This is a genomic window from Pseudovibrio sp. W64, assembly GCF_001623145.1.
Taxonomy (GTDB): Bacteria; Pseudomonadota; Alphaproteobacteria; order Rhizobiales; family Stappiaceae; genus Pseudovibrio.
This window is the reverse complement of record NZ_LMCI01000002.1, coordinates 1-25,581: the sequence shown is the minus strand read 5'-3', so window position 1 is coordinate 25,581 and position 25,581 is coordinate 1. Positions and strand designations below refer to the sequence as shown.

At 52.2% G+C, this 25,581-nt stretch carries 25 protein-coding genes; 12 read left to right on the top strand and 13 right to left on the bottom strand.

The genetic code is table 11. The features are described from left to right. Nucleotides 1-45 precede the first annotated feature (45 nt). Together nadA and PsW64_RS00950 are read right to left on the bottom strand one after the other, a co-directional pair. On the bottom strand, nucleotides 46-1,167 hold the full coding sequence (gene nadA, locus PsW64_RS00955) for a quinolinate synthase NadA (protein ID WP_063287254.1): 1,122 nt from the start codon (nucleotides 1,165-1,167) through the stop codon (nucleotides 46-48). A 313-nt stretch (nucleotides 1,168-1,480) separates the two neighbouring features. Beyond that, nucleotides 1,481-2,173 (bottom strand): hypothetical protein, encoded by a 693-nt coding sequence (locus PsW64_RS00950; protein WP_063298847.1) that lies wholly within the window; start codon nucleotides 2,171-2,173, stop codon nucleotides 1,481-1,483. Nucleotides 2,174-2,491: 318 nt separating this feature from the next. Between PsW64_RS00950 and PsW64_RS00945 the strand changes: the two genes are divergently transcribed. After that, nucleotides 2,492-3,754: an MFS transporter gene (locus PsW64_RS00945; protein WP_063302404.1), complete on the top strand. Its 1,263-nt coding sequence runs from the start codon at nucleotides 2,492-2,494 to the stop codon at nucleotides 3,752-3,754. 107 nt (nucleotides 3,755-3,861) lie between these two features. Continuing rightward, complete coding sequence (gene acuI, locus PsW64_RS00940; RefSeq protein WP_063302403.1) at nucleotides 3,862-4,881, top strand: acrylyl-CoA reductase (NADPH); 1,020 nt, start codon at nucleotides 3,862-3,864, stop codon at nucleotides 4,879-4,881. Nucleotides 4,882-4,994: 113 nt separating this feature from the next. Here acuI and PsW64_RS00935 read toward each other — a convergent pair whose 3' ends face one another. The 5 genes from PsW64_RS00935 to ygfZ all read right to left on the bottom strand — a co-directional run bounded on the left by PsW64_RS00935 (nucleotide 4,995) and on the right by ygfZ (nucleotide 9,866). After that, a complete protein-coding gene (locus tag PsW64_RS00935; protein ID WP_063302402.1) occupies nucleotides 4,995-6,152 on the bottom strand; it encodes a cell wall hydrolase in 1,158 nt (385 codons plus the stop codon). 508 nt (nucleotides 6,153-6,660) lie between these two features. Then, on the bottom strand, nucleotides 6,661-7,686 hold the full coding sequence (locus tag PsW64_RS00930; RefSeq protein WP_063302544.1) for an NUDIX hydrolase: 1,026 nt from the start codon (nucleotides 7,684-7,686) through the stop codon (nucleotides 6,661-6,663). A 20-nt stretch (nucleotides 7,687-7,706) separates the two neighbouring features. Continuing rightward, nucleotides 7,707-8,231 carry a tyrosine phosphatase family protein gene (locus PsW64_RS00925; RefSeq protein ID WP_063302401.1) on the bottom strand — a complete coding sequence of 175 codons (525 nt, stop codon included), beginning with the start codon at nucleotides 8,229-8,231 and terminating at the stop codon, nucleotides 7,707-7,709. Beyond that, nucleotides 8,231-8,872 carry a YfbR-like 5'-deoxynucleotidase gene (locus PsW64_RS00920; protein ID WP_063302400.1) on the bottom strand — a complete coding sequence of 214 codons (642 nt, stop codon included), beginning with the start codon at nucleotides 8,870-8,872 and terminating at the stop codon, nucleotides 8,231-8,233. The genes PsW64_RS00925 and PsW64_RS00920 overlap by 1 nt, the downstream gene beginning before the upstream one ends. 151 nt (nucleotides 8,873-9,023) lie before the next feature. Next, nucleotides 9,024-9,866, bottom strand: coding sequence for a CAF17-like 4Fe-4S cluster assembly/insertion protein YgfZ (ygfZ, locus tag PsW64_RS00915; RefSeq protein ID WP_063302399.1), 843 nt, complete (start codon nucleotides 9,864-9,866; stop codon nucleotides 9,024-9,026). 322 nt (nucleotides 9,867-10,188) lie between these two features. Between ygfZ and PsW64_RS00910 the strand changes: the two genes are divergently transcribed. Beyond that, nucleotides 10,189-11,451: a DUF3419 family protein gene (locus PsW64_RS00910; RefSeq protein ID WP_063287260.1), complete on the top strand. Its 1,263-nt coding sequence runs from the start codon at nucleotides 10,189-10,191 to the stop codon at nucleotides 11,449-11,451. Nucleotides 11,452-11,479: 28 nt separating this feature from the next. Further along, nucleotides 11,480-12,220, top strand: a complete 741-nt coding sequence (locus tag PsW64_RS00905; RefSeq protein WP_063302398.1) for a class I SAM-dependent methyltransferase — start codon at nucleotides 11,480-11,482, stop codon at nucleotides 12,218-12,220. A 64-nt stretch (nucleotides 12,221-12,284) separates the two neighbouring features. On the opposite strand, the gene PsW64_RS00900 is transcribed toward PsW64_RS00905, so the two are convergent. Then, a complete protein-coding gene (locus PsW64_RS00900; RefSeq protein ID WP_208980491.1) occupies nucleotides 12,285-12,950 on the bottom strand; it encodes a hypothetical protein in 666 nt (221 codons plus the stop codon). 170 nt (nucleotides 12,951-13,120) lie between these two features. Between PsW64_RS00900 and PsW64_RS00895 the strand changes: the two genes are divergently transcribed. Then, complete coding sequence (locus tag PsW64_RS00895) at nucleotides 13,121-13,753, top strand: LysE family translocator (protein ID WP_208980490.1); 633 nt, start codon at nucleotides 13,121-13,123, stop codon at nucleotides 13,751-13,753. A gap of 120 nt (nucleotides 13,754-13,873) precedes the next feature. Here the strand turns inward: PsW64_RS00895 and PsW64_RS00890 are convergent, their stop codons facing one another. The 4 genes from PsW64_RS00890 to PsW64_RS00875 form a co-directional block, all read right to left on the bottom strand. Continuing rightward, on the bottom strand, nucleotides 13,874-14,149 hold the full coding sequence (locus tag PsW64_RS00890; protein ID WP_014284380.1) for a hypothetical protein: 276 nt from the start codon (nucleotides 14,147-14,149) through the stop codon (nucleotides 13,874-13,876). Between the two features lie 263 nt (nucleotides 14,150-14,412). Then, a complete protein-coding gene (locus PsW64_RS00885; protein ID WP_063287261.1) occupies nucleotides 14,413-14,892 on the bottom strand; it encodes a TIGR02301 family protein in 480 nt (159 codons plus the stop codon). Between the two features lie 232 nt (nucleotides 14,893-15,124). Then, on the bottom strand, nucleotides 15,125-15,538 hold the full coding sequence (locus PsW64_RS00880) for an NUDIX hydrolase (protein WP_063287262.1): 414 nt from the start codon (nucleotides 15,536-15,538) through the stop codon (nucleotides 15,125-15,127). After that, nucleotides 15,535-16,044, bottom strand: a complete 510-nt coding sequence (locus tag PsW64_RS00875; RefSeq protein WP_057464878.1) for a hypothetical protein — start codon at nucleotides 16,042-16,044, stop codon at nucleotides 15,535-15,537. Before PsW64_RS00875 ends, PsW64_RS00880 begins: the two co-directional genes overlap by 4 nt. A gap of 86 nt (nucleotides 16,045-16,130) precedes the next feature. Between PsW64_RS00875 and PsW64_RS00870 the strand changes: the two genes are divergently transcribed. Beyond that, nucleotides 16,131-16,898 carry an SOS response-associated peptidase gene (locus tag PsW64_RS00870; protein ID WP_063302396.1) on the top strand — a complete coding sequence of 256 codons (768 nt, stop codon included), beginning with the start codon at nucleotides 16,131-16,133 and terminating at the stop codon, nucleotides 16,896-16,898. Between the two features lie 52 nt (nucleotides 16,899-16,950). Beyond that, nucleotides 16,951-17,724 (top strand): 3-oxoacyl-ACP reductase FabG, encoded by a 774-nt coding sequence (gene fabG / locus PsW64_RS00865; protein ID WP_063302395.1) that lies wholly within the window; start codon nucleotides 16,951-16,953, stop codon nucleotides 17,722-17,724. 3 nt (nucleotides 17,725-17,727) lie between these two features. On the opposite strand, the gene PsW64_RS00860 is transcribed toward fabG, so the two are convergent. After that, entirely contained in the window at nucleotides 17,728-19,140 is a 1,413-nt protein-coding gene (locus tag PsW64_RS00860; protein ID WP_063302394.1) for an FAD-binding oxidoreductase, read from the bottom strand. 174 nt (nucleotides 19,141-19,314) lie between these two features. Between PsW64_RS00860 and fabI the strand changes: the two genes are divergently transcribed. From fabI to PsW64_RS00830, 5 genes are all read left to right on the top strand, one after another. Continuing rightward, nucleotides 19,315-20,127 carry an enoyl-ACP reductase FabI gene (gene fabI, locus PsW64_RS00855; protein WP_057464882.1) on the top strand — a complete coding sequence of 271 codons (813 nt, stop codon included), beginning with the start codon at nucleotides 19,315-19,317 and terminating at the stop codon, nucleotides 20,125-20,127. Nucleotides 20,128-20,325: 198 nt separating this feature from the next. Then, entirely contained in the window at nucleotides 20,326-20,952 is a 627-nt protein-coding gene (locus PsW64_RS00850; protein ID WP_057464883.1) for a histidine phosphatase family protein, read from the top strand. A 351-nt stretch (nucleotides 20,953-21,303) separates the two neighbouring features. Next, nucleotides 21,304-22,623 carry an enoyl ACP reductase FabMG family protein gene (locus PsW64_RS00845; protein ID WP_063287266.1) on the top strand — a complete coding sequence of 440 codons (1,320 nt, stop codon included), beginning with the start codon at nucleotides 21,304-21,306 and terminating at the stop codon, nucleotides 22,621-22,623. Between the two features lie 355 nt (nucleotides 22,624-22,978). Next, nucleotides 22,979-24,070 carry a chorismate synthase gene (gene aroC, locus PsW64_RS00840; protein WP_057464885.1) on the top strand — a complete coding sequence of 364 codons (1,092 nt, stop codon included), beginning with the start codon at nucleotides 22,979-22,981 and terminating at the stop codon, nucleotides 24,068-24,070. Between the two features lie 520 nt (nucleotides 24,071-24,590). Next, a complete protein-coding gene (locus PsW64_RS00830; RefSeq protein ID WP_063302543.1) occupies nucleotides 24,591-25,280 on the top strand; it encodes an HAD family hydrolase in 690 nt (229 codons plus the stop codon). Nucleotides 25,281-25,581 lie beyond the last annotated feature (301 nt).

The following is a 25,581-nucleotide window of genomic DNA, read 5'->3' as shown; positions in this document are numbered from 1 at the left end:
AGGGTGCACTGAAGACTTTTCAATATGCCAGCTACACGAAAGCCTCTAGTTCTTCAAGTTGATCATGCGTTCTACGGAGGCACGAGCGCGATCCGCCACACTTTCATCAACAATCACTTCACCAGACATATCGAGCAAACAGTCCAAAATTTTGGTGAGGGTGATGCGCTTCATGTGTGGGCACAGGTTGCAAGGGCGAATGTAGTTCACGCCAGGTGTGGAGGAGGCAACATTGTCCGCCATGGAGCACTCGGTGATCATCATCACCTTCTCAGGGCTGTTGTCCTTCACCCAGTCAATCATATGAGAGGTTGAGCCAGCAAAGTCAGCTTCTGCAACAACTTCCGGCGGGCACTCTGGGTGCGCAATGATCTTCACATCAGGGTCAATGGCTCGGTAGTCGCGCAGCTCTTCCGCCGTAAAGCGCTCATGCACTTCGCATGAGCCGGCATAGGTCAACACATCAACATCAGTCTGGTTGTTCACGTTGGCTGCAAGGTACTGATCAGGGATCAGCAGCACCTTGTCAGTGCCCATGGCTTCAACAACCTGAACCGCGTTGGAAGAGGTGCAGCAAATATCGCACTCAGCCTTCACATCGGCGGAGGTGTTGACATAAGTGATGATCGGAACGCCCGGATTGGCTTCGCGCAGCTTTCGTACATCTGCACCTGTGATGGATTCTGCAAGGGAGCAACCTGCATCCATATCCGGGATCAAAACGGTCTTTTCCGGAGACAGGATCTTGGAAGTCTCAGCCATGAAGTGCACACCGCACTGAACGATAACCTGAGATTCAGTCTTCGCAGCTTCTTTCGCCAGCTGCAGGCTGTCGCCAACAATATCAGCCACACCGTGGAAGATATCCGGGGTCATATAATTGTGCGCCAGAATAACGGCGTCGCGCTCTTTCTTCACTTTGTTGATCGCAAAAATCAACGGGGCAAGAGCAGCCCATTCAATCGCAGGAATGAAGTCCTTTACCTTCTCATAGGCCTCTGCTGTCGCTTCTGCGACCTCAGGCGTGTAGGCAAGGTCTGGACGCTCCAAAGGGGTATACTGTTTGGGCGCTGGTGCGCCAGCTTGAACAGCAGCACCCTCAATGCCGGCAGTAATGTCATTGACAGCAAGGCTGTCTGCTTCAGCGAATGTAGTCGTGGCGGACATGCGCTATCCCTTATTCTGCCGGCCTGGAACCGGATTATACTCAATGTGAGTATAAGGGGTCTATAAAAAAACACGGCCACAATGCCGATGCCAACCCTTATGCTCATTTTGAGTTTTTATAGACCTCTTCCCTCGCGTCGACAACCTATTCTTTTGCCGGATGCATATGATTGCTGCGTTTAAGCTCGATTTAGCCTTACTGAGTAATCACTTAATTTCCTAAATTTGCAGGGTACAAATGAGAAAAGCCCGACATTTCCGCTTAATCAGAGGAAATGCCGGGCTCACATCACTTGAGAGCAGAAAAGGGCTTTTACTTGGCTGGGACGTAGCTGGATGGGTTACCATCAGCGCCCTGATTGACCATGTAGTACTGGTTCTCACCGCTGTCGAACACGAGGAAACCATCCTGATCAGCAGGCTTGGTCTGTGTGCCCCATGGAGATTGAATGATCACTTCAGCAGCTGGGGCATAACCGATGGCAGACATGCGAACCATCTCAACGGGAACGGTCTTCAGTGCTCCCGTCAGGCCTGCGTCTTTTGCATTAAACAGCGCAAGAACTTCCGGAGCCATATCCAGACGCTTTACAAGGCGGGTGTTTTTGGCTGCGACTTCTTCCAGACCAACCATCTCGTACTTGGAGGTGAACGTCTCTTTGCCAATCACGTAAAAATCAGGGCCGGTCTTGCTCATTTGTAACGCAACCACAGAGCCAACGTTCTTGGCGATGTAAGCATCATCGTAGCTGGTGGAATCTACAGAACCTAGTGGGCCACGGATCGCTTCTGGCAGGTCTGCCAGTGTGTCGCCAGTAATCTTCCAGCCGAGGATTGGACGGTCCTTGATGTAAAGCTCTTTGGCAGGTGCATGCTTTTCAACGCGTGCAGTCAGCTCAGCCTGGCTCTGCACATCGTCTTGTGCAGAAGCTGCCAAAGGTGCGCTTACAGCAAAGGCAAGCAGGCCTGCAGCGAGTGTTTTTCCGAAAGAAAATGAGTAGGTCATGGTCGGCCCCTAAATGTTGACGGGGGAATTAGGTCAGGACCCAAATCAAAGTCAAGCGACTCCGCCAGTTTCGCTAGCATTTTGAAATATATTAGTATTCTCACATATGCCTGCATTTGATCAGAGAGAGCTTTCCAGCAAAATGCCTTAGGGATAAAGACTCATTCCAATTGCTGATGGATGACCTAAGTAATTTCAATTATTGCAGAACGGAAAATTAGATTAAACCTGATTATTCCCCGCTGCTCAGCGAAAAACGGACACCATTGGTCCAGCGTCTGGCCGAAACTCTCTGCCGGATGCAGGAAAGGAAATTGCATGTCTCAAGCGACCCAGGTCGAGAACCAATCCTCTGTCCGGCGCGGCCCCAACATCCCGCTCATAATCATCAGCGGATGTATCATCGGCATTCTCTCGTTTGGACCACGGGCAACCCTTGGATTGTTCCTGACGCCTATGTCCTCAGAGTTTGGCTGGGGCAGGGATGTGTTTGCCTTTGCGTTGGCACTTCAAAACCTCGTTTGGGGTGCTGCACAACCTTTCGCTGGGATGATGGCAGATAAATTCGGCACAGGAAGAACTCTGGTGCTCGGCGCGATCATCTACGCCATCGGCCTCTATCTTATGAGCCTGTCAGACACGCCACTCTTACTGCAGGTCTCCGCAGGTGTTTTGATCGGTCTGGGTGTCGCCTTCACATCCTTCTCGCTTGTTTTGGCTGCCTTCGCCCGGTCTGTTCAGCCCCAATACCACGGCATCGCCTTTGGCATGGGCACAGCTGCCAGCTCCTTCGGCCAGTTTCTCTTTGCACCGCTGGGCCTGGGCCTGATCGAAAACTATGGCTGGTCCAGCGCGCTGATCTATATGGCAGCTGTCGTCGCCATCGTACCCCTGTTCGCTTATATCCTGCGCGGTCGTTCCGCAGCTCCAGCTGCTGGCAACTCTGCCAACCCGCAGGACAGCATGACCCTTTCTCAAACATTGGGTCTGGCCTTCAAAACCAGAGACTACATCCTGCTGGTCTTCGGCTTCTTCGTCTGTGGTTTCCACGTGGCGTTCATCACCGTGCACATGCCGACCTTCATCGTGGATCAGGGTTTTGACGTTTCCGTCGGTGCATGGGCGCTGGCTTTGATCGGCCTGTTCAATATTGTTGGCTCCATGTCCTCCGGTGTGTTGGGGTCACGCGTTCCGAAACAATACTTGCTGTCATTCATCTATATTGCCCGTGCCATCGCCATCACGCTCTACATCACACTGCCAATCTCAGAAATGTCGACACTGATCTTCGCAGCCACCATGGGCATTCTGTGGCTCTCCACCGTGCCACCAACATCAGGGCTCGTCGCTGTCATGTTCGGCCCACGTTACATGGGAACGCTGTTCGGCATCGTGTTCTTCTCTCACCAGATCGGATCTTTCCTGGGAGTATATCTGGGCGGTGTGCTCTATGAGCGCAGCGGCAACTACGATGCCATCTGGTGGCTCGGAATCGCACTCGGCATTTTCGCGGCCATCGTACACTGGCCAATCCGCGAGCAATCCGCCACCGCAGGGCGTCTGGTCGCCAAGCCTGCGTAAGACGCCTATTGGGTGAACTAGCTAGGTTTGTCAGTGTGTTACACCGGAATATTGCCTAGCGTTATTTTCTTGCCTTATGGCCCTCCTTCTGCCAGCTTTCATGCAACATGAATTGGCGAGAAGGATTGGCCATGAGCGAGTTTGATGCCCTCTGGATTGAAGCAGATGAAAGCGGCCGCAAGCCACTGCCTGCCAAGTGGAACAAAGTTACCGTTGATCAGCTCTCTGCAGGAGACGTGACGGTCAAAGTCACGCACACCACCATCAACTACAAGGATGGGATGGCCCTTGCAGGCGCACCGGGCATCACCCGCAAGTTCCCGATGGTGCCGGGCATCGACGTGGTTGGCGAAGTGCTTACCAGCGAAAGCAACCGCTTCAAACCGGGCGATCAGGTCCTCCTCAACGGCTACGGTGTTGGTGAAGTCCACACCGGTGCCTACGCGCAAGTCGCCCGCTTGAAGTCCGAGTGCCTTCTGCATCGCCCGGAAGAAATCTCTGCCGCCCGCGCAGCTGCCATTGGCACCGCAGGTTACACCGCCATGCTCTGCGTTATGGCGCTGGAGAAATACGGCCTGACACCCGAGCACGGACCAATCGCAGTCTCCGGCGCATCCGGTGGTGTTGGGTCCGTTGCCATCAGCCTGCTGTCCAAACTCGGCTTCGAGACCATCGCCTTCACAGGGCGCACCGAGGAAGCTGACTTCCTCAAGAGCCTCGGCGCAACAGAAGTCCTTGATCGGGCTGAGTTGGTCGAAAAGGGCAAACCGTTCGGCAAGGAACGCTGGGCTGGCGCAGTTGATGTTGCAGGTAGCCATACACTCGCAAACCTGCTGGCACAGACCAACTACGGCGGTGCTGTTGCTGCGTGTGGTCTGGCGCAGGGCATGGACCTGCCTGCATCTGTTATGCCGTTCATTTTGCGCGGTGTAGCGTTGCTCGGTGTGGATTCCGTTATGGCGCCTATGGCCCTGCGCGAGCAGGCTTACCGCCGACTGGTGCAGGATCTCGATCTTGCCAAGCTGGACACTCTGTCTGAGACCATAAAGCTGGCAGATGTTGAAGAACGCGCTGCCAAACTGATGAAAGGGCAAGTACGCGGTCGTACCATCGTGGAAGTCGAGTAACGCTACAACAAGTAGGTTTAGTAAAAAGAAACCCCGCATCAGCCAGTCGCTGGTGCGGGGTTAAAATTGGAGCGGTCAGGCCACCAAATTCTTCTCACATAGGAGGTCGTGGATTAGCTCCAACCACCTCGGTAGGTCTTGTAGAAGATGTGCTTACCAATGCGCTTTTTACGCTGCATGGTCGGTGCCCAGTTCGGGCGAACATAAGTTGCATGGTAATGAGTGGAGGCATCAACAGCCGGAATGCTCACTTCACCCTTTACAATCTGCTGCGCGATCTTCTTCGCTTTGGCCCAGGGACCAGCTTCAGTCACGCGCTCTGGAATGCCATCACAAGCAAACGAGAACTGGCAGGCGTTCTTCATGCCCTTGTTCTGATAAACCACACCGCACACTGTGTTCGGATAAGCTGGGTTCTTCAGACGGTTGAGAACAACCTGCGCAACAGCAATCTGCCCGTCACGCGGTTCACTGCGTGCTTCAAAATAGATCGCCTCAGCCAGACAGCGCATTTCCTTCTTGGATTTTCTCACAGAGCTCGGCAACTGGCGCATGTACCACCAGTGCGGATTGGTCTCTGAAGTAGAGGCCAGCTCTTTGTCTGAAAGTCTTGGCTTGCCGGAAGGCGTAATCGAAACTTTAGGCTTGCTCAGCAGCGCATCAAACGGTGCTTTGTTGGTTTGCGGTGTGGCTGGAGCATAAGCAGTTGCCAAAGCAATCTCGTTTTGTTTGGCAATAGAAAGGGTCGCTGGCTTAACTGTCTTCTGCGCAATTTGCTTGCGGGCAGCAAGTGCTGCACGGCGTGCCGCCTTGCCGAGTGGAGACGTGTCCGCCTGCCCATTGTTGTCGGCAAGACCAGCCAGTGCATCCCCACCATAATGGCCGTTGAAAGCCATTTGCGGCAGCTGGGAAACAAATCGGTCGGAACTCTTCGGTTTGCCTGCATTTTGAATGAAAGCCACAACACGGCTCGGCAGAGTAGTGACGAGCATGTCACTCTTACCGGTGCGGTTCACCGCATGGCGCTGTGGAGTTTTCTTCTCAGGAGCTACGAAGTACTTTGCAAATTTCTGGCTATCCCGTGCGGAGACAGATTGCATCCATCGCGGCGTGTCCTCGTCGAGGTTTCCGGTCAGTGCCGGAATATCCTGCAACGCAACTGGAGATGCAGCAAAGGTTCCAACTGCAAGCCCTGCAGCTAGAATAGGGTACTTAAAGTACATGAGGACAGCACGGCGTCCTGCATTCTTCTTCATCCCATGGCCCGACATACGCAATCTACTCCAAATCAACGCCCAAAAACTCAGCGTCTCTCACTCCCTGAAAAGGGAACCCCAAACTCTGAGATCGACAGGATGAAGAAGCCCGATAAAACACTCCCGCCCGTCACTTTTCCGGATGAGTGCATTTTTCGCTTTTAACCTTGATATAAAGTTAAGCCCGCCAAAACCCCAGTTATTCTGCCACAGTTCACGCCGCTGACAGCCAGCATATGGTTAATATGCAGGGACGGTACTCACCAAAAAACTAGGGCTATTTCATGTCTGGGTGGATTTTTCAGTTGGCCAAAAATCATAGGAAACAAAAGGCTTCATGCAGGAAATGACACCTGTGATATCTTGGTGTGGCTGTAGGATATCAACACAATCAAAATCTTAACAAGATTAACCATAAGGCTCCCTGTTAAATCCACAACTCCGTTTTTCCTATGAATTTTTGCCGAGAAAAAACTCAAAAAAAGTGTAGATAACCTTACGTCACTTAAGGCGAAAATGTGAATCAGAGCAAGCTAACGCGCAATCCCGGGGCCGGGCGCTCTTTCAAAATGTCTCTTCTGAATTGGTAAAGAGCCGCTGGACGCCCGCCCGTCGCGGTTGAAGTTCTGCCCGTCTGCTCAACCAGCTGTCCCGTTTCCACCAGACGGCGGAAGTTCTGTTTGTGAATATGCCGGCCAGAAATCGCCTCTACCGTCTGCTGCAGATCGGTCAGGGTAAACTCAGGTGGCATCAGTTCGAAGACAACGGGCCGATACTTCAGTTTTGCCCGCAACCGGGAAAGTGCCGTTGCCAGTATACGGCGGTGATCATGGGCAAGGCCCTCGCCAAGGTCTGGCAAGGTGCTGCGTTCCAGCGCAGTTGGCTGCTTATCGCGCAAGGCCTCACGCATAAGACCGGAGCCATAAAGCAACTCGTAACGGTCCAGAACGCGTTCCTCATCCCATTTCAAGGAGCCCACACCAAAGGCGAGCTGATAACGATCTTTCCGGCTCAACTCATGGTAGGTCTTGGCATCGTCATCCGGGGCCTTGCTGAAGGTCTCCATGCTGGGATGAATAATCTCTCCCAGCATCTTCGGCTGACCGCCACGCCAGTCTTCCCAGGGAAAAAAGTCATACCAGGGACGCCAGCGAGCACCTTGTCTGGCAAGCAGCCGCTCAGATTCTGGTGTCTGGCGTGTCAATGCCAGATAGCCGACAGAAACCATATGCGGCTCACCAATCCGCGCCAGAGAATATCTGTCGCGGTCACCAAAGGTGTAAAGCTGTTCCACATGGCCAATATGAAGAGCGGTCTGTTCTTCAACAAACGCACGCAAACCCAGCTCAAAGGTGCGGTGTACGCGTGGGTCAAACGGGCCGGAGGGCAGACCAGACAACTCGTCAGGCACTTTTTGCGGCACAGTCAAAACAAAGGGCACTTTGTCTTTTACGGAAACAATGACAGCACTCAGACCAATGCCAAGCTGGACAGGCTCCATGTCAGCACCGCGTTGGGCTGCATTTCCTGTTTCCACTGCATTGCTCATCAATGTTTGCTCCGTATCCGTCATGCCAGTTCAACAAGTGCGGCAGGATCAAGCGAGAACAGGTTGCCCTCAAAAGTCTCTGCACCACGACCAAGCTCGATGATTGATTGTATCATGCGCCCATTTCGCTGCAAAAGAGTGTCTGCCAAAGAGATAAGCAGCGGATTGGGTGTGGCGACAGGAGAAACCTTGCGCAAATGTTGGGCCAGCGCACGTTCATCTATATCCGGCATAATCGCACAGGCAATGATGTAGGCAGCAGCTGTAGACCGGCTGACACCAGCCCAGCAATGCACCAGCAAAGAGCCGTTCCATGCAGCATCACGGGAAAAATCCAACAATTGCTCCACATGCGTCGCATTGGGGGCAAGCAGACCTTCACGTGCTTCAGTAATGTCGTTGAACTCCAGCACCAGATGGTGAGCAGGCTTTGTCTCAGAAGGCAAGATCACCTCTGTTCCCGGAGAAACGAGAGAAAGCACATGGCTCGGCCTTGCTGAGGTCAACGTGTCTTCCAGCTTGGAAAGTGGACAGACATGCAACATCAGCGGCCTCCAACTTTCTTGCGAGCGTCATCAAGCTCAGCAAACCGGGCCAGAAAGACCTCTTGCGCATCCTTGGTTGGCAGCGGCTCAATGCTTGCTGCCAAGGTGTCCAGTTGCTCTGCTGTAACCTTTGCAGGCTTACCGAAAATCTTGTCTGCTTCGTCCTTGCTAAAGCCCGCCAGATGGATTGCTTCCAGATAGGCACTGATAATGTCAGCCTTCTTGGCAAGCTTGGCAATGCTGTCTGGCAAGTCGGGGGGCAGGTTGAACGCCCTGTGAATGGCATGGTGCAGCCGCTCTTCAACGGCCTTGTAGGTGCCACCCATCACGTTCTTGAAAGGGGAGATCATATCCCCGATCACATACTCAGGCGCGTCATGCAGCAAGATTGCCATACGCCATTGAATATCAAGATCAGGCTTGAGCATCAGCGCAATCTCTTCCACCACCACACAGTGCTGGGCAACAGAGAACGCATGATCGCCAATTGTTTGCCCGTTCCAACGCGCAACCCGCGCCAGGCCGTGCGCTATATCAGAGAGTTCCACATCCAACGGAGACGGATCAAGAAGATTAAGCCTTCTGCCAGAAAGCATCCGCTGCCAGGCACGGGGGGAAGATGAGGAAAGCTCTGCACACATTAGTCAATCAAGCCAGTCGTCAAGGTTAAGGTGGTGTCTACAGTGTATCTCCGAAAAGTGGAAACTGGTTTTCGGATAAAGATACGCAAAAACAAAGGCTAAAGCAGTTCATGTGTTCCAGCTTAAATGCGAACTGCTTTAGCTGTATCTCTTAATCAGATGAAGGCCAGTTGAAGCTTGCCCATTCTTGAATGGAAGGGGTGAGGGCAACACCATCACATGTCAGCGACACACCTGCATCCATCGCAGTTTTCACACGGTCCAGCCTCAGCAGGGCAAGCCCATCAGTATCCTGCGAAGACCCCAATGTTCCAACGCTCTTCTCTCCAGCCAAAACATCGCTACCAGCGGCAGGCAGCGCACTTTCAGCGGAAACTTTGATGATACGCTTGCGGGCCGTTCCGCGGTGCTTCATGCGGGAAACAACTTCCTGCCCAATAAAGCAGCCTTTGGAGAAAGCCACTCCATTGAGACTGTCCATGTCCGTATCATGCGGAAAGACGTCTGCCAGCTGAAAGTCCAGCCCACTCTGCGGAATGCCAAGTTGGATGCGATGCGCATGATAGTCAGCTTCTGAGGCAGTCTCTGCAACTTCGCCGGAGGAAACATAACGAACACCCATATCAGCATGACGAGGATCGCGCGGTTTATCCGCTGGCAAATCATCTCCCCATTCTGCGATCACAAGCATGGTCTCATCAGCAGGTTCCACAATCACCTTGGCGCGAAGCTTGTAAAAACCAAGACGCTTGGCAAACGCATCAAGTTCATCAGCGCTCACATCAATCAGGAAACCGCCTGTACTCTCATCTGCAAATACAATGAAGTCCCAGAGGATCTTTCCCTGAGGCGTAAGAAGGGCACCAAATGCGTTGGATGTCGCACTAATCTCGCTGGTGTCACAGCTGACGAGATTTTGCAGAAACTCCTTGGCATCTTCGCCAAAAACCTTCACGAGCCGACGCGAAGTGAGAATGGTACGTTGTGATGCCATGGGTCCGTCCTTCCAATGAATAAAACAACAAGAGTGTTTCATAACCCATCAGCTATGCGCACACCACGGAAAAAGAATAGTTTCTGTGGGTGACGAGGGAACTCCTCACCTGCGCCCTGACACCTGCATGTAGGAGGAAAAACGCAAAATATGAGGCAGGTAAATAGAAATGTAAGTGCACTGAGTTGTTTACTGGAACATTCCAGTATTGCCGCGTTTTCAAGATCTTTCTGCAATTACAATCAATGTTGCGACGTCGCAAAACTGTCGTGTGCGTGAACTAACTCTTTCTCTCGATTGATTTCAGTTCTTGATTCTGGAGATGCACGTGACATCAACTATCAGGCAGTCAAAGAAACGTTTGGATCGTGCAGTACATCGTTCAAAACTGATCTCCATGGAAGGCGTGCTGGAACGTCTGTTCACCTTCGCATTTAAGGGGCTGGTTTATCCGCAGATCTGGGAGGATCCGGAGGTGGATATGCAGGCACTGCAACTCAAACCTCATTCGAAAATGGTGACAATCGCTTCTGGTGGCTGCAATGTCATGTCTTACCTCACAGCAGACCCGCAGGAGATTACGGCAGTCGACCTCAACCGCGCGCATGTGGCTTTGAACCGCCTGAAATTGACCGCGCTGGAAGAGTTCCCCGATTACGAGACGTTCTATCGGTTCTTCGGTGAGGCTGATGAAAAAGCCAATATTGCCGCCTATGAGAAGTATCTGAAGCCCGCCATCGATCCGGAAACCATGGCCTACTGGGAAGGGCGGGACATGACGGCGTGGGGCCGCAAGCGCATCACCCTGTTCTCACGAGACCTCTACCACCACGGAATGCTCGGCTACTTTATCGGTCTTGGTCACTTCCTTGCAAAAATCTACGGCGTTGACCTGCGCAAAATGGCAGACGCACGTGACCTGAACGAACAGCGATCATATTTCGACAAGGTTTTGGCGCCGCTCTTTGATAAACGCCTGATCCGCTGGGCGACCTCTAAAAAGATGTCGCTCTACGGCCTCGGCATCCCTCCTGCGCAATATGAGTGTCTTGCCGCAGAAGGCGGTGGCAATATGGCGGGCGTTCTCAAACAACGCTTGGAAAAGCTGGCCTGCGACTTTCCAATGGAAGATAACTACTTCGCCTGGCAAGCCTTCACCCGCGGATACGCGCCATCACAGATGCACAGTGGAACCGGTCTTTCCGGCCCTTTGCCGCCCTATCTGAAGCCGCAACACTTCCCGGAAATTCGGAAAAGAGCCTCTCATGTGCGCGTTGTTAATCGGTCTTTCACAGAGCATCTGGATAATCAGGATGCAAACAGCCTTGATGCCTACGTCCTGCTGGATGCGCAGGACTGGATGACAGACAGGCAGCTGAACGATCTATGGGCAGGAATATCCCGAACGGCACGACAAGGAGCGCGCGTCATCTTCAGAACGGCTGGCGAGCCAAGCATTCTGCCGGGGCGGGTCAATAACGAAATACTGGGGCAGTGGACCTATGAGGCGGCTGAAAGTGCACGCCTCAACAAGCTGGACCGCTCCTCTATCTACGGTGGTTTCCACCTCTACATCTATAACTGAACAAGAATAAGCATGTGAGGGAAGTGAAATGGCGAATGTAAAGTCCTCAGCCTCACTGATGGATAAAATCTATAAGAACCAACGGCATTTTTATGATCTGACCAGAAAGCACTACCTTCTTGGGCGGGATCATTTGATCAAACATTTGGCAGCACCGCGCGGCAGCACGGTTCTGGAGCTCGGCTGCGGAACTGGCCGCAACTTGATTGAAGCCGCAAGGGCTTACCCAACCTGCCAGTTCTTTGGCGTCGATATCTCCGAAGAAATGCTGAAAACCGCAGAGGCCAACATACACAAAGCAGACCTGTCTCACCGGATCCATCTGGCGCAGGGTGACGCCACGAGCTTTGATCCGTTCGAGAAGTTCGGCATCGACACCTTCGACCGTGTTTTCCTGTCCTACTGCGTCTCTATGATCCCACCATGGGAAGACGCTCTGCGCAACGGCACAAAGCTTCTGGCAAAAGGCGGCCAGTTGTCCGTTGTCGATTTTGGTCAGCAAGAAAGACTGCCCGGCCTGTTCAAGCTGATGCTCAAAAAGTGGCTCGGCAGATTCCACGTCTTACCGCGTGAGAACTTTCACGAAGTCATGAAAGGGCTGGCTGACGACAACAGAGCCAAACTGCGGTTCTTGCCTCTGTACCGTGGTTATGCCTATTACGCGGAACTCGACAGCAGCTTTTACACTCGCTTCATGGAAAAGCCTGAGCAGATGGACCTGCTGAAAGCGGAAAACGAAAGCCACCGCGAAATCCGCAAGGCGGGGTAACTGAGCAAAGAAAAGCCCACCAGAGCATCTGATGGGCTTTCATCAATCGTTCATTGAAGACAACTTAGTCTCCGGCAATAAAGCTCCGCACATCCCCATCCTTGGAAATGCCAAGGCGATAGAAGGTCCATGCGCCATAATCCAGCATCTCAAAGTAATCGGCTGCAGTGACGATCTGGTACATCTCAACCTTCTGCGAAGGCGTCAGGTCATGCAAAGGGTAGCGGGCAAAATAAGGCCAGATGTAAGCCTCTTCTTCCGTTCCCTCATTGAGCCGCAAATATCCGGCTGTCACAATATCCAGTAGGATCGCAAGGATCTCGTGGCCTTCACCATCACCAGAGCTGTCTTTCAAAAAGCTGACCGGATCGCGCACAGGTGTGAACGAAAGTTCCGGCGGTTGCTCCTGCTTGGCAAACAAAGGCGCCAACGCAGCAACATTGCCACTGCGAGCAATTTTGATCAGCGTCGCACGGGTTGCTCTGACAGCCTCCGGCAATTCTGTATCGTCATAAAAGACGTCCAGCTTTGGCAACGGAGGTTCCTCTGCAAACTCACTGTCCAGTGCATCTTCACTGCTGGTATCTCTGTTGAAACCTTCATCAAGCAGAGGAAATTGTTCAGCCTTGGGGCGTTGGATGCGAATCGTTTCGGTCTTGATTGCCTGTGTTGCAGCCATAGCCGGAGCTGTAGTGCAAAGTAACCCTATGATGAGTAGGCGAAAATACATGAAGTGCTCCGAAACGGATATGAGGCGCGTGCTTTGCACTTAGTTTAAGGGCTTGTTGGGAATCAAGGAAGAAACGGACCCTAACCTATGCACAAGCTAGAGAGCCTTTAGAAAATTTATAGGAAGATCTGACAGGTCTTCTGCGTAGTTGGGAAGTATGGATTAAAGCGTTGAATATTGAACTCTTCATTACAGGCATGATTATCGGGCTCGTAACGTCTGCTCCGATTGGTCCTGTAAACGTGTTGGCGATTAGGAGGGCAGTGCATTACGGCTTCCTTCCGGGCCTCATCGCAGGCTTCGGGGCAGTTCTGGCCGATGGTGTATTTGCAACCGCTGCTGCCTTTGGTGTGACGGCAATTTCGGAGTTCGTTGAACGCCACGAGTTCTATATCCAGACGATAGGCGGGTTTCTTCTGATCATCTTCGGCATCGTCGTGTTCCGGTCTCATCCACATTTAAAGGGTGGCAGCGATGGTGGTCCAACAATTTGGCGTGGGATGATTGTCTCCTTCGCCATGACCGTGACCAATCCAGGAGCAATTCTTGGCTTTATCGCTATTTTCGGTTCACTGGGAGAGCATGCGCCCGAGAAGGGGGACTATGTCGGCGCTCTGGCACTCGTGCTGGGCGTGTTGAGTGGCGCACTTTTATGGTGGGCTTGCCTGTCAGCGCTTGTGTCCAAGCTGCGAAATCGCATGAATGACAACTGGCTTTCCACCATCAACCATGGGGCAGGCATTATCCTACTGCTCTTTGCAGCGCTCATCCTTGCCAAGGTTGCAAGTGATTTGATTTTCTAGAGCGACTTCTTGTCGTTTGATTGGATGCAAGCAAACGACAAGAAGTCGCTTTAACACACCGGGCCGGAATCAAAAAAGCCCCGATCAATCGGGGCTCTTTGAAAAACAGCAGTGCTGAAATTAGTGCAGACGACGTTCCAAAGAGTAGTCACCGCGCTCAACGCGCTGTGGCAATTCCTGCGCAAATTTGGAAACAGCTTCTTCTCCATAAAGAGAAACCAGATCCATCATTGCTGAGAACAGCGCTGCATGCGCAAGAGCTGTACTGTCGATGCCGTGGGAAAGACCATCCTCCCAAGCTTCCTGAATGAAGCTTAGAGCCAGTCGGCGGATGTCTGCATCAGATGCATCGATCTCTTCTGTGAATTCGCCGGCGATAGCGTCGTCCTTGATCATGCTGGCTCTCATGTCCCTCTATGTGCTGCTTCTTGTTATTTGCCGTTACATGTAACGGGCAAACGAAAACAAATGAAGCGTCGCATGCCTTATCTGTTAAACGGAAGTTAACACGCAAAACGGCAGGAACAACCGACTCACTGATGTTTTGGTAAACTCGTCCAGAGCTTCTGTAAGTTATGGTTAATATTTGTGGCGAAGCCGAGTTATCCAAAAAACACGCAATAATTGTCTGTGGAAAACGGTTGCAACCGGCTTTTCTATCAATCGCGGCTGTACTTGCCCGTTACTTCTTGGGTGATAATTACACCTTCATCGGCGAATCTGCGGGAGGCTTCAATAGCCGCTGGAGTGCAGGTTTGATAGACCGATGCGAACCCCCGATAGCTCTGATTAAACCGTTCAACAAGCCGCCGGCGCCTCAGCTCGTTCTGCACTTCTGCACCCAGTAAGGAGTACATGCGCTGACGCCATTCGTCTGCTTCATCATGACCGCAAAGCGGGCGTAAATAATGGAGCGCGCCAAGTATTTCTGAGAGGCGAATAAGCTGTTGCTCGTAGGGAGGTTCTTTCAACTCTGGCTGTACAGGTTGACCCGGAGATTGCGGGGAACTCTGAGCAAATGCAGCAGGGGCCGCCGCAACACTCAAAAGCATCAGACCAAGGCAAATCCCCCGGCCTGTCGGCCAGGTAGGTTTAGCAAAGTTTCGTGTCCAAGCTTTAAGTCTTGCAATGTCAGTCAAGCTACATCCCACAGCATGCTGGTTGCTTCAGATTCTGTAAGGATGGCCGTCTCCCGGCACTCTGTCCACTATGGAACCTTGGGGATTTCCGGTTTTCCCTTGTTGCACAGCAGGCTGCAGGACTGATGCTTGTGCGTATTCTAAAAAAGTAGTTCCGGTTTTCGGATAAGAACACGTGTAAAAATTAAGAAGTCAGAGCTTGAGGCATCAATGTAAATGCACAGGTTCTGCTCTAACTACATCTTAGAAGATTTAGAATGTGCTGTTGCATGCCGGGCGCGAGAGGCAGGTTCATAGCCTCCTCCCAAGTGTACCAGCCCAGTTCAGCAGCATCAGAGCGTGCTTCTTCCTCACCTTTGACCTGCGTACAGCGAAAGACATGGATGCGATATTGCTCCTTGCAGTCTTCCGCAGAAGGGTAGGACACCGTCCATTCCTTCAGGTCTGAGGCGCACAAAGATGTTTCTTCTTTAAACTCTCTTTGTGCGGCATCCTTAAGGTTTTCACTGGGAAGAACCTTACCGCCAGGAAAACTCCAGAGGCCTTTGGAGGGCGACTGGGCTCGTTTTACGAGCAGAACTTTTTCGTTCTGCACACAGGCAACACTGGTTGCCTCAATGTATTCCGGAATAATTTTTTTGCTCATGAGAACAGGGCGTCAACGTCCGCTTGCGTGCTTTCCTCAGTGCTGATTGTCTCATCCGGCAGATGTCCATGGATGATTGACCCGGCTTGCGAAAGCAGGGGCCTGATGACGGTAACGGCTTTATCCTGAACGATTTGCAGCAGTTCACCTGTTACTTCAGCGGAGCCTAGCATTTTTTGTAAGGAGATAACTTCCTGATCAACTTCGCCAATACACTTCTCCAGAGCATTCCGCAGCGGTAAATCAACAGCTCCGTATGCACGGATCGCCAATTCTTTTGCTGAGAATTTAGAGGCACTGAAATGTGTGATATAGTCAGCTGGTTCCCAGGCCAGAACATCTTCTGCGCAATCGGGAATATCAGGAAGCATTTCAAGAAGCATAACAACCTCATTGAAATGATTAAGATAGTCAGTTGCAAGGCCCGTGGATGGATTGATGTTTGCATGCGTCAAAAGCTCAGGAGAAAGTTCTCCTACGCCGATTTTATCGCAGTACATATCCATTGCAGCCTCCCAGCTTCCTATCTGTCGCGCGGAACCTATCTCTCGATTGGTTGCAATTTTACTAAAATGCGAACAGAGTAATCTGCATGTGTGGTAGATATAGCCTGTCAGCGTCTCCGGAAGAAGTCAAAGCGTTGTTTGATTACATCGAACAGCCAAATTTTCCACCGAGATACAACATAGCACCGACTCAGCCAATTGCACTCGTAAAACACGAAAATGGTGGGCGCCACTTTGGGTTAGCACGATGGGGCCTGGTCCCGTCATGGGTCAAAGACCCAGCAAGTTTCACGCTTTTGCTCAATGCCAGAGCCGAAACTTTGGAGGAGAAACCCTCGTTTCGTGCAGCGGTGCGTCACCGTAGATGCTTGATACCTGCAAACGGTTTTTACGAGTGGCAACGCAAAGGTGCGGCAAAGCAGCCCTATTGGATTGCCCCAGCGGATGGACACCTTCTGGCCTTCGCTGGCCTGTGGGAAACTTACTCCCATCCTGATGGCGGAGACATTGATACCGCCGCTGTAATCACCGTCGAGTCGAATATGACGGTGAAACCGGTTCACCACCGGATGCCCGCAATCATCGCGCCGGAGCATTTTGACGACTGGTTGAGCAACGGCACAATCATGGCTCGAGACGCTATAAAGCTCTTACAACCTGCAGATGACGGGCTGTTAATCACCACGCCTGTTTCAACGCGGGTGAACAGCGTCGCCAATGATGACCCGTCCTTGTGGGAACGAGAGGTCATTCCAGTTCCTCCTGAGCCAGTCAAACCTCCTGCCAAGCCAAAACCTCAAAAGAGGGTTGCAGGCGGCTCTTCAAGAAACAACGGGCAGTTAGACTTGTTTTAGCCTCTGAGCAACATACTGGACACCAACATGATGAGACGATGAGGGATCAAGCATGCTGGCGTCGCTTAAAGGTAAATCTGTCATTGTGACGGGTGGTTCTCGGGGGATCGGCTTGGGCATCTCGCTGGCTTTTGCTCGCGCCGGAGCCTTTGTCACCATTGCAGCGCGCGGAGAAGAAACTGGCGCTAATGCTGTGGAGGAAATCGCACTGGCTGGCGGGGCAGGGCAATTTCTTCAATGTGATGTCACCCAGTGGCAAGCGGTAAAGGCCATGGTCGATGAGACCACAGAAGAAAACGGGCTGGACATTATATGCGCCAACGCAGGCATCTTCCCCAAGCAGACGATTGAGGAAATGGAGCCCGAGCAGTGGGATCATGTGCTTGATACAAACTTGCGCTCCTCCTTCTACTGCGTAAAGGCAGCGCTCCCGCATATGAAACAAGCAGGGCACGGGCGGATTATCCTTACCTCGTCAATAACGGGCCCAATTACAGGGGATGCAGGCTGGTCACATTATGCAGCCTCCAAAGCGGGGCAACTGGGCCTCATGCGAACAGCTGCCTTGGAGTTGGCCCCGCACAAGATCACAGTGAACTCGGTTCTGCCCGGTAATATCAGGACAGAAGCGCTGGATGATCTCGGTGATGAGTATCTGAAGAAGATGGGGCAAACGATTCCGCTTGGCCGATTGGGTGCGCCACAAGACGTGGCAAGTGCTGTGCTCTTCCTCGCCAGCGAGGAGGGAGGCTACATCACCGGACAGCAGATTGTCGTTGATGGAGGACAGGTGCTCCCGGAGGGACTGGAAGCACCTGAGCAGTAATGTCTAGAGAACGCGGCCCGGATTGAACATGTTCGTCGGGTCGAGAGCCTTTTTAACAGAGCGCATCATGTTCATCTCTGTGGCGCTCTTTACCTCTGCCAGCAAATCACGCTTCAAAATGCCGATGCCATGCTCTGCAGAGATTGAGCCGTTGTAACTGGCAACAATCCCATGCACGACACGGTTCACATCATCCCATTTCGCAAGATACTCGGCTTTATCGGCATCCTTAGGCTGGGTGATGTTAAAATGGATATTGCCGTCGCCCATATGGCCAAACGGAACCGGACGACATCCCGGCACAGCCTCTTTAACAGCGGCGATCGCTTCTTCCAGAAACTCGGGAACCTTTGCAACAGGCACAGAGACATCGTGCTTGATGGATCCGCCCTCATATTTCTGTGCCTCAGAAAGCCCATGCCGCAACCGCCAGAAGTCAGCAGCCTGCGCTTTGCTCTGCGCCAGCAATCCGTCACGCAGCAGATCAGCCTCAAAAGCCTCGGTAAAGATGGTCTCTGTCAGGCTGACAATGTCGATGTCTTTTGTACCCGCCGAGATCTCGATGAGCACATACCATGGATGCTGCTCTTCGAACGGATAGCGTGACTGTTCCATATGCTCACAAACGAACTGCATGCCGCTCTGTGGCATCAACTCAAATCCGGTAAGCATGTTCCCGGCGTGACTTTTTGCCAATGAAAACAGTGAAAGTGCCTTAGCAGGCGAATCTAGCGCGACCAGAGCCACCTCTACCGACGCCGGAGCTGGGTATAATTTGAGGCTGGCACCCGTAATGATCCCCAAAGTGCCCTCTGAGCCGATAAATAATTGTTTCAAATCGTAACCGGTATTGTCTTTGCGCAGGGTCCGAAGCCCTTCCCAGACCTCACCATTTGCGAGCACAACTTCGAGCCCGAGAACAAGATCTCGCGTGTTCCCATAGGACAGGACGGCAGTGCCTCCGGCGTTGGTTGCAATGTTGCCACCAATCTCACAGGAACCTTGCGAAGCGAGCGTCAAAGGGAACAATCGATCATGCTTTTCAGCCGCGTCATGAACAGCCTGCAGTGTGACGCCTGCATCTGCTACCATCGTATAACCTTCAGGGTCGATGTGGCGAATTTTATTTAATCTAGAAAGGGATAGCACGATTTCGCTACCGTCTGGATTGGGGATTTGCCCCCCAACCAAACCCGTGTTGCCACCCTGTGGAACCACAGTAAGACCGTGCTGAGCCGCAAGCTTCACGCACTCTGCAACCTCTGATGTGGAACCGGGTCGCAGCACCATGGGAGTGGCGCCTCGAAATTTGTCCCTCCACTCAACAAGAAATGGGGCCTTGTCATGGTCGCTGACAAGCACATTTGCGTCCCCAATGATCTTTTGAAACGCGTTCACCAAATTTGGAATAGTCATGTTTCCGTCGCAGTGTTGGAAGTTGATCTGGCTCTAACTATCAGATAATGGGAGCGCAAGAACACGTCCATGTCTGATTGGACTTTTTTCGACGGCTTGAAGCCAAATGAACAGTGTGCCATAGCATTTTGGGGCTGTTCACTAGATTAAGTGATATTCACTCAGGAGAAAAACATGGCAGAAGCGCAAGGATTGATGGCCGGCAAACGTGGTCTCATCATGGGACTGGCCAACAATCGGTCCATCGCTTGGGGTATTGCAACAGCACTACACGATGCCGGAGCTGAAATCGCACTCACCTATCAGGGTGAAGCGCTGAAGAAGCGTGTTGAACCATTAGCAGAAAAGCTCGATGCACTTGTTGTAGGTGATTGTGACGTTACGAACGAAGCAAGCATTGATGCAGCATTTGAAGTTCTGGAGCAAAAATGGGGCAAGATCGACTTCGTCATTCATGCGATCGCTTTCTCTGACAAAGAAGAACTGACTGGCCGTTATCTGGATACCAGCGCAGACAACTTTGCAAAGACAATGCAGATTTCCTGCTACTCGCTGGCATCCGTTGCCCGCCGTGCAGAAAAGCTGATGACTGAAGGTGGTTCCATTGTAACTCTCACCTACTACGGTGCTGAGAAGGTCATGCCAAACTACAACGTCATGGGCGTTGCAAAGGCTGCATTGGAAGCAAGCGTCAAGTACCTTGCAGTTGATCTTGGCCCTAAGAAAATCCGTGTGAACGCGATTTCTGCAGGTCCGATCAAAACACTGGCAGCAGCTGGTATCGGCGATTTCCGTTACATCCTCAAATGGAACGAGTACAACGCACCGCTGCGTGAAACCGTAACCATCAATGATGTCGGAAACTCCGCTCTCTACCTCACATCCGACCTGTCCCGCTCTGTCACTGGTGAAACTCACCACGTTGACAGCGGCTACCATGTGGTTGGCATGAAGGCAGTAGACGCCCCGGATATCTCCGTCGTCTAAATTGCTTCAGCAATTAGGTTTGAGAAAAGGCGCTTCTTGGAGCGCCTTTTTTGCGCTTGAGAGGCCGGTAAAGGTACATATGACTTAAATCAAGAATGTGTGCATAACTGTTGTTTTCTAACGAGGAATGACACATGTACCTCGTAAGAAGCCGCTACAAATCGGTTGCCGACTAATCTCCTACAGAAGGCCCATGGAATGACTGGCTCGTTGATGCCCCTTGCGAAAACCACACCAACTCCGCTTTTGTATGTCCGTCACGGACAAACAGACTGGAACCTGGAAGGGCGTATGCAGGGCGGTCAGGATATTCCGCTCAACGACACCGGTCGCAAGCAGGCCCGGCGCAACGGTATGGTGATGAAGGATTTCCTCCCAGATCTTGGCAAGACCGCAGATGATTTCATCTTTGTCAGCTCACCGATGATCCGCGCGCGGGAAACCATGGAAATTCTGCGCAAGGAAATGGGGCTCGACCCATACGACTACAAAGTCGACGAACGCCTTCGTGAAATTACATTCGGCAATGTGGAGGGAATGACCGTTCCTGAAATGATGGTTGAACGTCCTGAAGTGGTTCGCATGCGGCGCGAAGATAAATGGGGCTATGTGCATCCCGAAGGGGAGAGCTACAAAATGGTCTCTGATCGCATCTTCGATTGGATGTCAGAGCAAAAGGATCCCATGATCATCGTGGCACACGGCGTGGTCATGCGGGTACTGCGCGGATTGCTCTGCGGATATGCACCAGCAGAAATCCCGGATCTGGAGACGCCACAAGACCAGTTCCTTCTCTGGCGAGACGGTTCTGAGGCGTGGATCTAAAGCTCGCTGTCTAAAAGAACTCGCAAACACGCGGTCCATTCTGATTAATGGGTGCACCAAAATGCGTGCTCTCACGTCCAGCGCTGCACCAAGCCTTTAAGATTGGGGGCTTACAACGCATTTCCTGGTCGTTAAATTGATCAGGTTTTTGCGTCAGCGATAAACTGTGACACATAAAGTGAATACTACAGCAAAGGCAGTCCACGACATTTTGGAGTGCTTTGCTACAATCTGCATAAAGACCAGCTAAACAGGCTACCTAAATCAGTTGTAACTCGTTATTTTTAGGCAACAAGAGCAGAACGCTCACCTATGAAATCTCGACACTCTTAAACTTTTTGGAAGATCTTGATGAAGACGTCTCGACCACTCAAGGCAATCAGCAGCAATACCGTTTTTGGAGAGGGCGATGTCTTCGTACTCTTCGGCGAACTTTTTGGTCGCGGATATGCGACTGGCTTGATCGATCAGGCAAAGGCAGCCGGGATGACTGTGATCGGCATTACTGTCGGTCGTTCCGATGAAAACAACAAGCCACGCGCACTCACACCAGAAGAGCTGGCAGAAGCAGAAGCCAATCTGGGCGGCAAAATCATCAACGTACCTCTGCGTGCGGGTTTTGAACTGGACGCGCCGGAAGGCACAGCGACGCCGACTGATTTGGTCAACGAAATGACCATTAAAGATTGGCAGGACCACAAACTCGACTGGGATCATGTTGAGATCTGCCGCGGTCTTGGTTCCAACCGTTTTAAAGGCGCTCTTGCTCAGGTCATGGACCAGCTGGATACCATGATCCCAGCGGGTAAGAACGTCTTCTTCGCCCACACAATGGCAGGCGGTATTCCCCGTGCAAAAGTGTTTATGGCAATCGCGAACCGCATCTACAAAGGCCGCGGTGCACGCTACATGCCGTCTCAGTCTCTTATCGAGAGTGATCTGGGCAAACTGATCCTGCAAAACTTCGAGGAAGTCACCGCAAACAGCTTCGGTTACCTGCTGGAAGCCAGTAAGACGCTCCGCGACCGCGTGGAAGCAGCTGGCGGCGAAGTGCGCTACACCGCATATGGCTATCACGGCACCCGCATTCTGATCGAAGATGAGTATTGCTGGCAGACTTACACAAACTACACGCAGGGCTACGCGAAAATGGCTCTGGAGAAGTTTGCTGAAAGCGCATGGAAAGACGGCGTGAAGGCAACAGTGTTCAACTGCCCTGAAATCCGCACCAACTCTTCAGATGTGTTTGCTGGCATCGAGCTGTCTCTCCTGCCACTGCTGCAAGCCATCAAGAAAGAAGGTGGTGGCGCATGGGTGGATGCACTCTGGCAGAAGTGCGAAGGCATGCTCAAGCCGGAAGCGTCTCTGGAAGAGGTGCTGCAAAAGGTATCCGACTACCAGACCAGTGAGGCAATGCAGCCGTTCTACAACTTCGAAGCTTGGCCAATGCCAAACTCAGCGGAGCAGGTAGACAAGACTGTTGGCACCTCGCAGGAAATCGTAGACCTGCATAAAGAGCGCAACGTTCTGGTCAGCGACGAGCTCAGCCAGCATGTTGTTGCAGCAACTGGCATGCTCATGTTTGGCGAAGCCAGCCAGCCGGAAGGCCCGGCTTTGTGGCTCGACCATGATCTGGTTGCAAAAAGACTTATTCAGGAACACGGCGCCTAAGGTTTATCCAGGGCCAACGTTCTCTATGAAAAGTTTGAATGAATGAGAAAAGCCCGGGGACGTGCCCAACACGTTGCTCGGGCTTTTTGTATGAATTTGAGCTTACGCATTAAAATGGCGATGCCTGAATGCTCTTTTCACGCGTTGAGATCTCCCATTTACAGTCCTGAATCTGGGAACAAGCCTAAATCCAACTTGTTCATTCGGGAAAATTACGCAAGTGCTGCAAGGCTCTCAATTGACCTCTCGCGTGAACCCACCTAAAACCACTAGAATTCTCAGAGCGCGTTCCGTTTGATTGAAGAGAGTCAGCCGGACAGGACGTGCTCATGCTCTAAAAGTGAACTGCTAGAACATGTCCCACAACACCTTTGGTCATCTGTTTCGCGTAACAACATGGGGCGAAAGCCACGGACCAGCGCTTGGCTGCGTCGTCGATGGTTGTCCGCCTCTGCTTCCAATCACAGCAGAAGAGATTCAGGTGTATCTGGACCAGCGCAAGCCGGGGCAAAACAAGTTTACCACCCAGCGCCGTGAACCGGATCAGGTCAAAATTCTCTCTGGTGTGATGGTGGATGAAGACGGCGTACAACGTACGACCGGTACGCCCATCTCCCTGATGATCGAGAATACTGATCAGCGTTCCAAAGATTACTCCGAAATCAAAGAACGCTACCGTCCGGGCCACGCAGATTACGCCTACGATGCCAAATACGGTATCCGCGACTATCGCGGCGGTGGACGTTCATCAGCACGCGAAACAGCGTCCCGCGTGGCTGCTGGTGGTTTGGCGCGCAAAGTCATTCCAAACATCCTGATCCGCGGGGCTCTGGTACAGATGGGCCCGCATAAGATCAATCGCGACAACTGGGATTGGAACGAGGTGGGCAACAATCCATTCTTCTGCCCGGATGCGGAAGCTGCCAAGTTCTTCGAAGAATACCTCGATGGGATCCGCAAGGAAGGCTCTTCAATTGGGGCCGTGATTGAAGTGGTAGCTGAGCACGTCCCAGTGGGTCTCGGTGCCCCGCTTTACGGCAAGCTGGATCAGGATCTCGCATCAGCCATGATGTCCATCAACGCAGTGAAGGGTGTTGAGATCGGCAACGGTTTTGAAGCGGCATGTTTGACTGGTGAAGAGAACGCTGACGAAATGCGTATGGGCGAAGATGGCAAGCCTGACTTCCTGTCCAACCAAGCAGGTGGCGTGCTGGGCGGTATCTCTTCCGGTGCGCCGGTTGTGGTCCGCTTTGCTGTAAAGCCAACCTCTTCCATCCTGACGCCACGCAAATCCATCACCCGCAGCGGGGAAGAGGTCGACGTGATGACCAAAGGTCGTCACGACCCTTGCGTTGGCATCCGCGCAGTTCCGGTTGGAGAAGCCATGATGGCATGTGTTCTGGCAGACCATGTGCTGCGCGACAGAGGCCAGTGCGGCGAACGGTAAAAGATCATTCAACCTCTGATTTCATTCTTATTGAAAAGGCGCTGGCAAAACCAGCGCCTTTTTTCGTTGTTTGAAAGGGAAGCTGTGGGATGAAAATAAAATATCCCCCCAAAAAAGGGGAGCTTTTGCTGGTAAGCGCGCAGACTAACACGAGCACGGTAATGGTTGCCGGACGAAGTGTCCAAGCCGCACCAGTGCTCAGAGTGACTCATCCAAAAGATGAGATACGCTGCCCTCAGATTTTCCTGTTTGAAGACCTTCTTTATGCCGCCTAAACACAACGCTTTGACGAGCATCGAATACTCACTCATTGATTGTAGTAGTTATGCTGGCCGTAGTTTACTTCGCCAAAGCGTGCCTTCGTGACGTTCAAGCTCTGGAAGACATGGAGAGCGACGAAAACAAAATGGCCTGAGACATTCGATGGCGGCTTCCCCTGGCAATTGCACGGGGGTAGATTACTGCTCCACTGTGAAATGAAGTTCTAACCGAAAATGCCTAGATGACGAAGGAGCCGTGGATGTTTCCTATTCCGTTGGACGCTGTAATATTTGATATGGATGGGTTGTTGCTAGACACAGAAAGGCTTTATCGGTCGGCTATCTTCGGTGCATGCGAGGACCTTGGTCATAACATGCATGATATTCTTCATCTCAGCTTGATCGGCACTCCCAAAGAAGTAGGGGACGCGAAGCTGAAGGCACACTTCGGTGATGAATTTGCGATCGATACATACCATGAAAAATGTCGAGATCGGTTTCGTGCCTTGTGCGCGACGAGTATTCCATTGCGTCAGGGGGCGGGCGAAATACTTGATTGGTTGAAGGAGTTTAACATTCCGAGGGCCGTAGCCACCTCCACCCCTCGGGCGTTGGCTCTGGATCATCTGGATAAAGCGGGCATCCTTGATCGAGTTGATGCTGTCGTAACCCGAACGGATGTCGAATTCGGCAAGCCGCATCCTGAGACTTTCTTAAAGGCTGCCGCCGCAGTGGGTGGCCGTCCTTCACAATGCCTTGCTTTAGAGGATTCCCATACCGGTATCCGTGCGGCTACCGCCGCAGGCATGGTCACGGTCATGGTGCCAGACCTATTGAAGCCAACGGAGGAAACCCGATGTCTGGGCGTTTCTGTCGTTCAGGACCTTGATTGCTTGCTTTCGCAATTGCGGTCCAGTGTCGACCAGTCTGAGCGGCATTGCCATCTATGAACCCGCCCCGGATTTGCGGAATAAAAATAAAGTATCACCCAAAAAGGGGGGGCTGGTAATTGCACAGACTAACACGAGCAAGGTCATGTTTGCCGGAAGAAGTGTCCAAAACGCACCAGTCCTCAGTGTGATACTTTATTTTTATCCAACAGGAGCACGCTTCTATTCAATGAGGCGTTTCTTTACATTAGCCTGCCTTCTAGCTCTGGATGCATTCCAAAAAACTTATCCCCCTGGTTCAAAACCATGCCCATACTAAGCGCATGCCTACGTAACGGGCTGCTGGCGGAGCGACCGTCAG

What these genes read in the sequence shown, in the direction of transcription:
- aroC (WP_057464885.1), top strand. Translation starts at nt 22,979, where the DNA reads ATGTCCCACAACACCTTTGGTCATCTGTTTCGCGTAACAACATGGGGC.
- PsW64_RS00880 (WP_063287262.1), bottom strand. Translation starts at nt 15,538, where the DNA reads ATGAGCAAAAAAATTATTCCGGAATACATTGAGGCAACCAGTGTTGCC.
- PsW64_RS00870 (WP_063302396.1), top strand. Translation starts at nt 16,131, where the DNA reads ATGTGTGGTAGATATAGCCTGTCAGCGTCTCCGGAAGAAGTCAAAGCG.
- PsW64_RS00875 (WP_057464878.1), bottom strand. Translation starts at nt 16,044, where the DNA reads ATGGATATGTACTGCGATAAAATCGGCGTAGGAGAACTTTCTCCTGAG.
- PsW64_RS00900 (WP_208980491.1), bottom strand. Translation starts at nt 12,950, where the DNA reads ATGTATTTTCGCCTACTCATCATAGGGTTACTTTGCACTACAGCTCCG.
- PsW64_RS00845 (WP_063287266.1), top strand. Translation starts at nt 21,304, where the DNA reads ATGAAGACGTCTCGACCACTCAAGGCAATCAGCAGCAATACCGTTTTT.
- PsW64_RS00910 (WP_063287260.1), top strand. Translation starts at nt 10,189, where the DNA reads ATGCACGTGACATCAACTATCAGGCAGTCAAAGAAACGTTTGGATCGT.
- PsW64_RS00830 (WP_063302543.1), top strand. Translation starts at nt 24,591, where the DNA reads ATGTTTCCTATTCCGTTGGACGCTGTAATATTTGATATGGATGGGTTG.
- PsW64_RS00935 (WP_063302402.1), bottom strand. Translation starts at nt 6,152, where the DNA reads ATGTCGGGCCATGGGATGAAGAAGAATGCAGGACGCCGTGCTGTCCTC.
- PsW64_RS00850 (WP_057464883.1), top strand. Translation starts at nt 20,326, where the DNA reads ATGACTGGCTCGTTGATGCCCCTTGCGAAAACCACACCAACTCCGCTT.
- acuI (WP_063302403.1), top strand. Translation starts at nt 3,862, where the DNA reads ATGAATTGGCGAGAAGGATTGGCCATGAGCGAGTTTGATGCCCTCTGG.
- PsW64_RS00950 (WP_063298847.1), bottom strand. Translation starts at nt 2,173, where the DNA reads ATGACCTACTCATTTTCTTTCGGAAAAACACTCGCTGCAGGCCTGCTT.
- ygfZ (WP_063302399.1), bottom strand. Translation starts at nt 9,866, where the DNA reads ATGGCATCACAACGTACCATTCTCACTTCGCGTCGGCTCGTGAAGGTT.
- PsW64_RS00890 (WP_014284380.1), bottom strand. Translation starts at nt 14,149, where the DNA reads ATGATCAAGGACGACGCTATCGCCGGCGAATTCACAGAAGAGATCGAT.
- PsW64_RS00930 (WP_063302544.1), bottom strand. Translation starts at nt 7,686, where the DNA reads ATGAGCAATGCAGTGGAAACAGGAAATGCAGCCCAACGCGGTGCTGAC.
- nadA (WP_063287254.1), bottom strand. Translation starts at nt 1,167, where the DNA reads ATGTCCGCCACGACTACATTCGCTGAAGCAGACAGCCTTGCTGTCAAT.
- fabI (WP_057464882.1), top strand. Translation starts at nt 19,315, where the DNA reads ATGGCAGAAGCGCAAGGATTGATGGCCGGCAAACGTGGTCTCATCATG.
- fabG (WP_063302395.1), top strand. Translation starts at nt 16,951, where the DNA reads ATGCTGGCGTCGCTTAAAGGTAAATCTGTCATTGTGACGGGTGGTTCT.
- PsW64_RS00945 (WP_063302404.1), top strand. Translation starts at nt 2,492, where the DNA reads ATGTCTCAAGCGACCCAGGTCGAGAACCAATCCTCTGTCCGGCGCGGC.
- PsW64_RS00905 (WP_063302398.1), top strand. Translation starts at nt 11,480, where the DNA reads ATGGCGAATGTAAAGTCCTCAGCCTCACTGATGGATAAAATCTATAAG.
- PsW64_RS00920 (WP_063302400.1), bottom strand. Translation starts at nt 8,872, where the DNA reads ATGTGTGCAGAGCTTTCCTCATCTTCCCCCCGTGCCTGGCAGCGGATG.
- PsW64_RS00860 (WP_063302394.1), bottom strand. Translation starts at nt 19,140, where the DNA reads ATGACTATTCCAAATTTGGTGAACGCGTTTCAAAAGATCATTGGGGAC.
- PsW64_RS00925 (WP_063302401.1), bottom strand. Translation starts at nt 8,231, where the DNA reads ATGTTGCATGTCTGTCCACTTTCCAAGCTGGAAGACACGTTGACCTCA.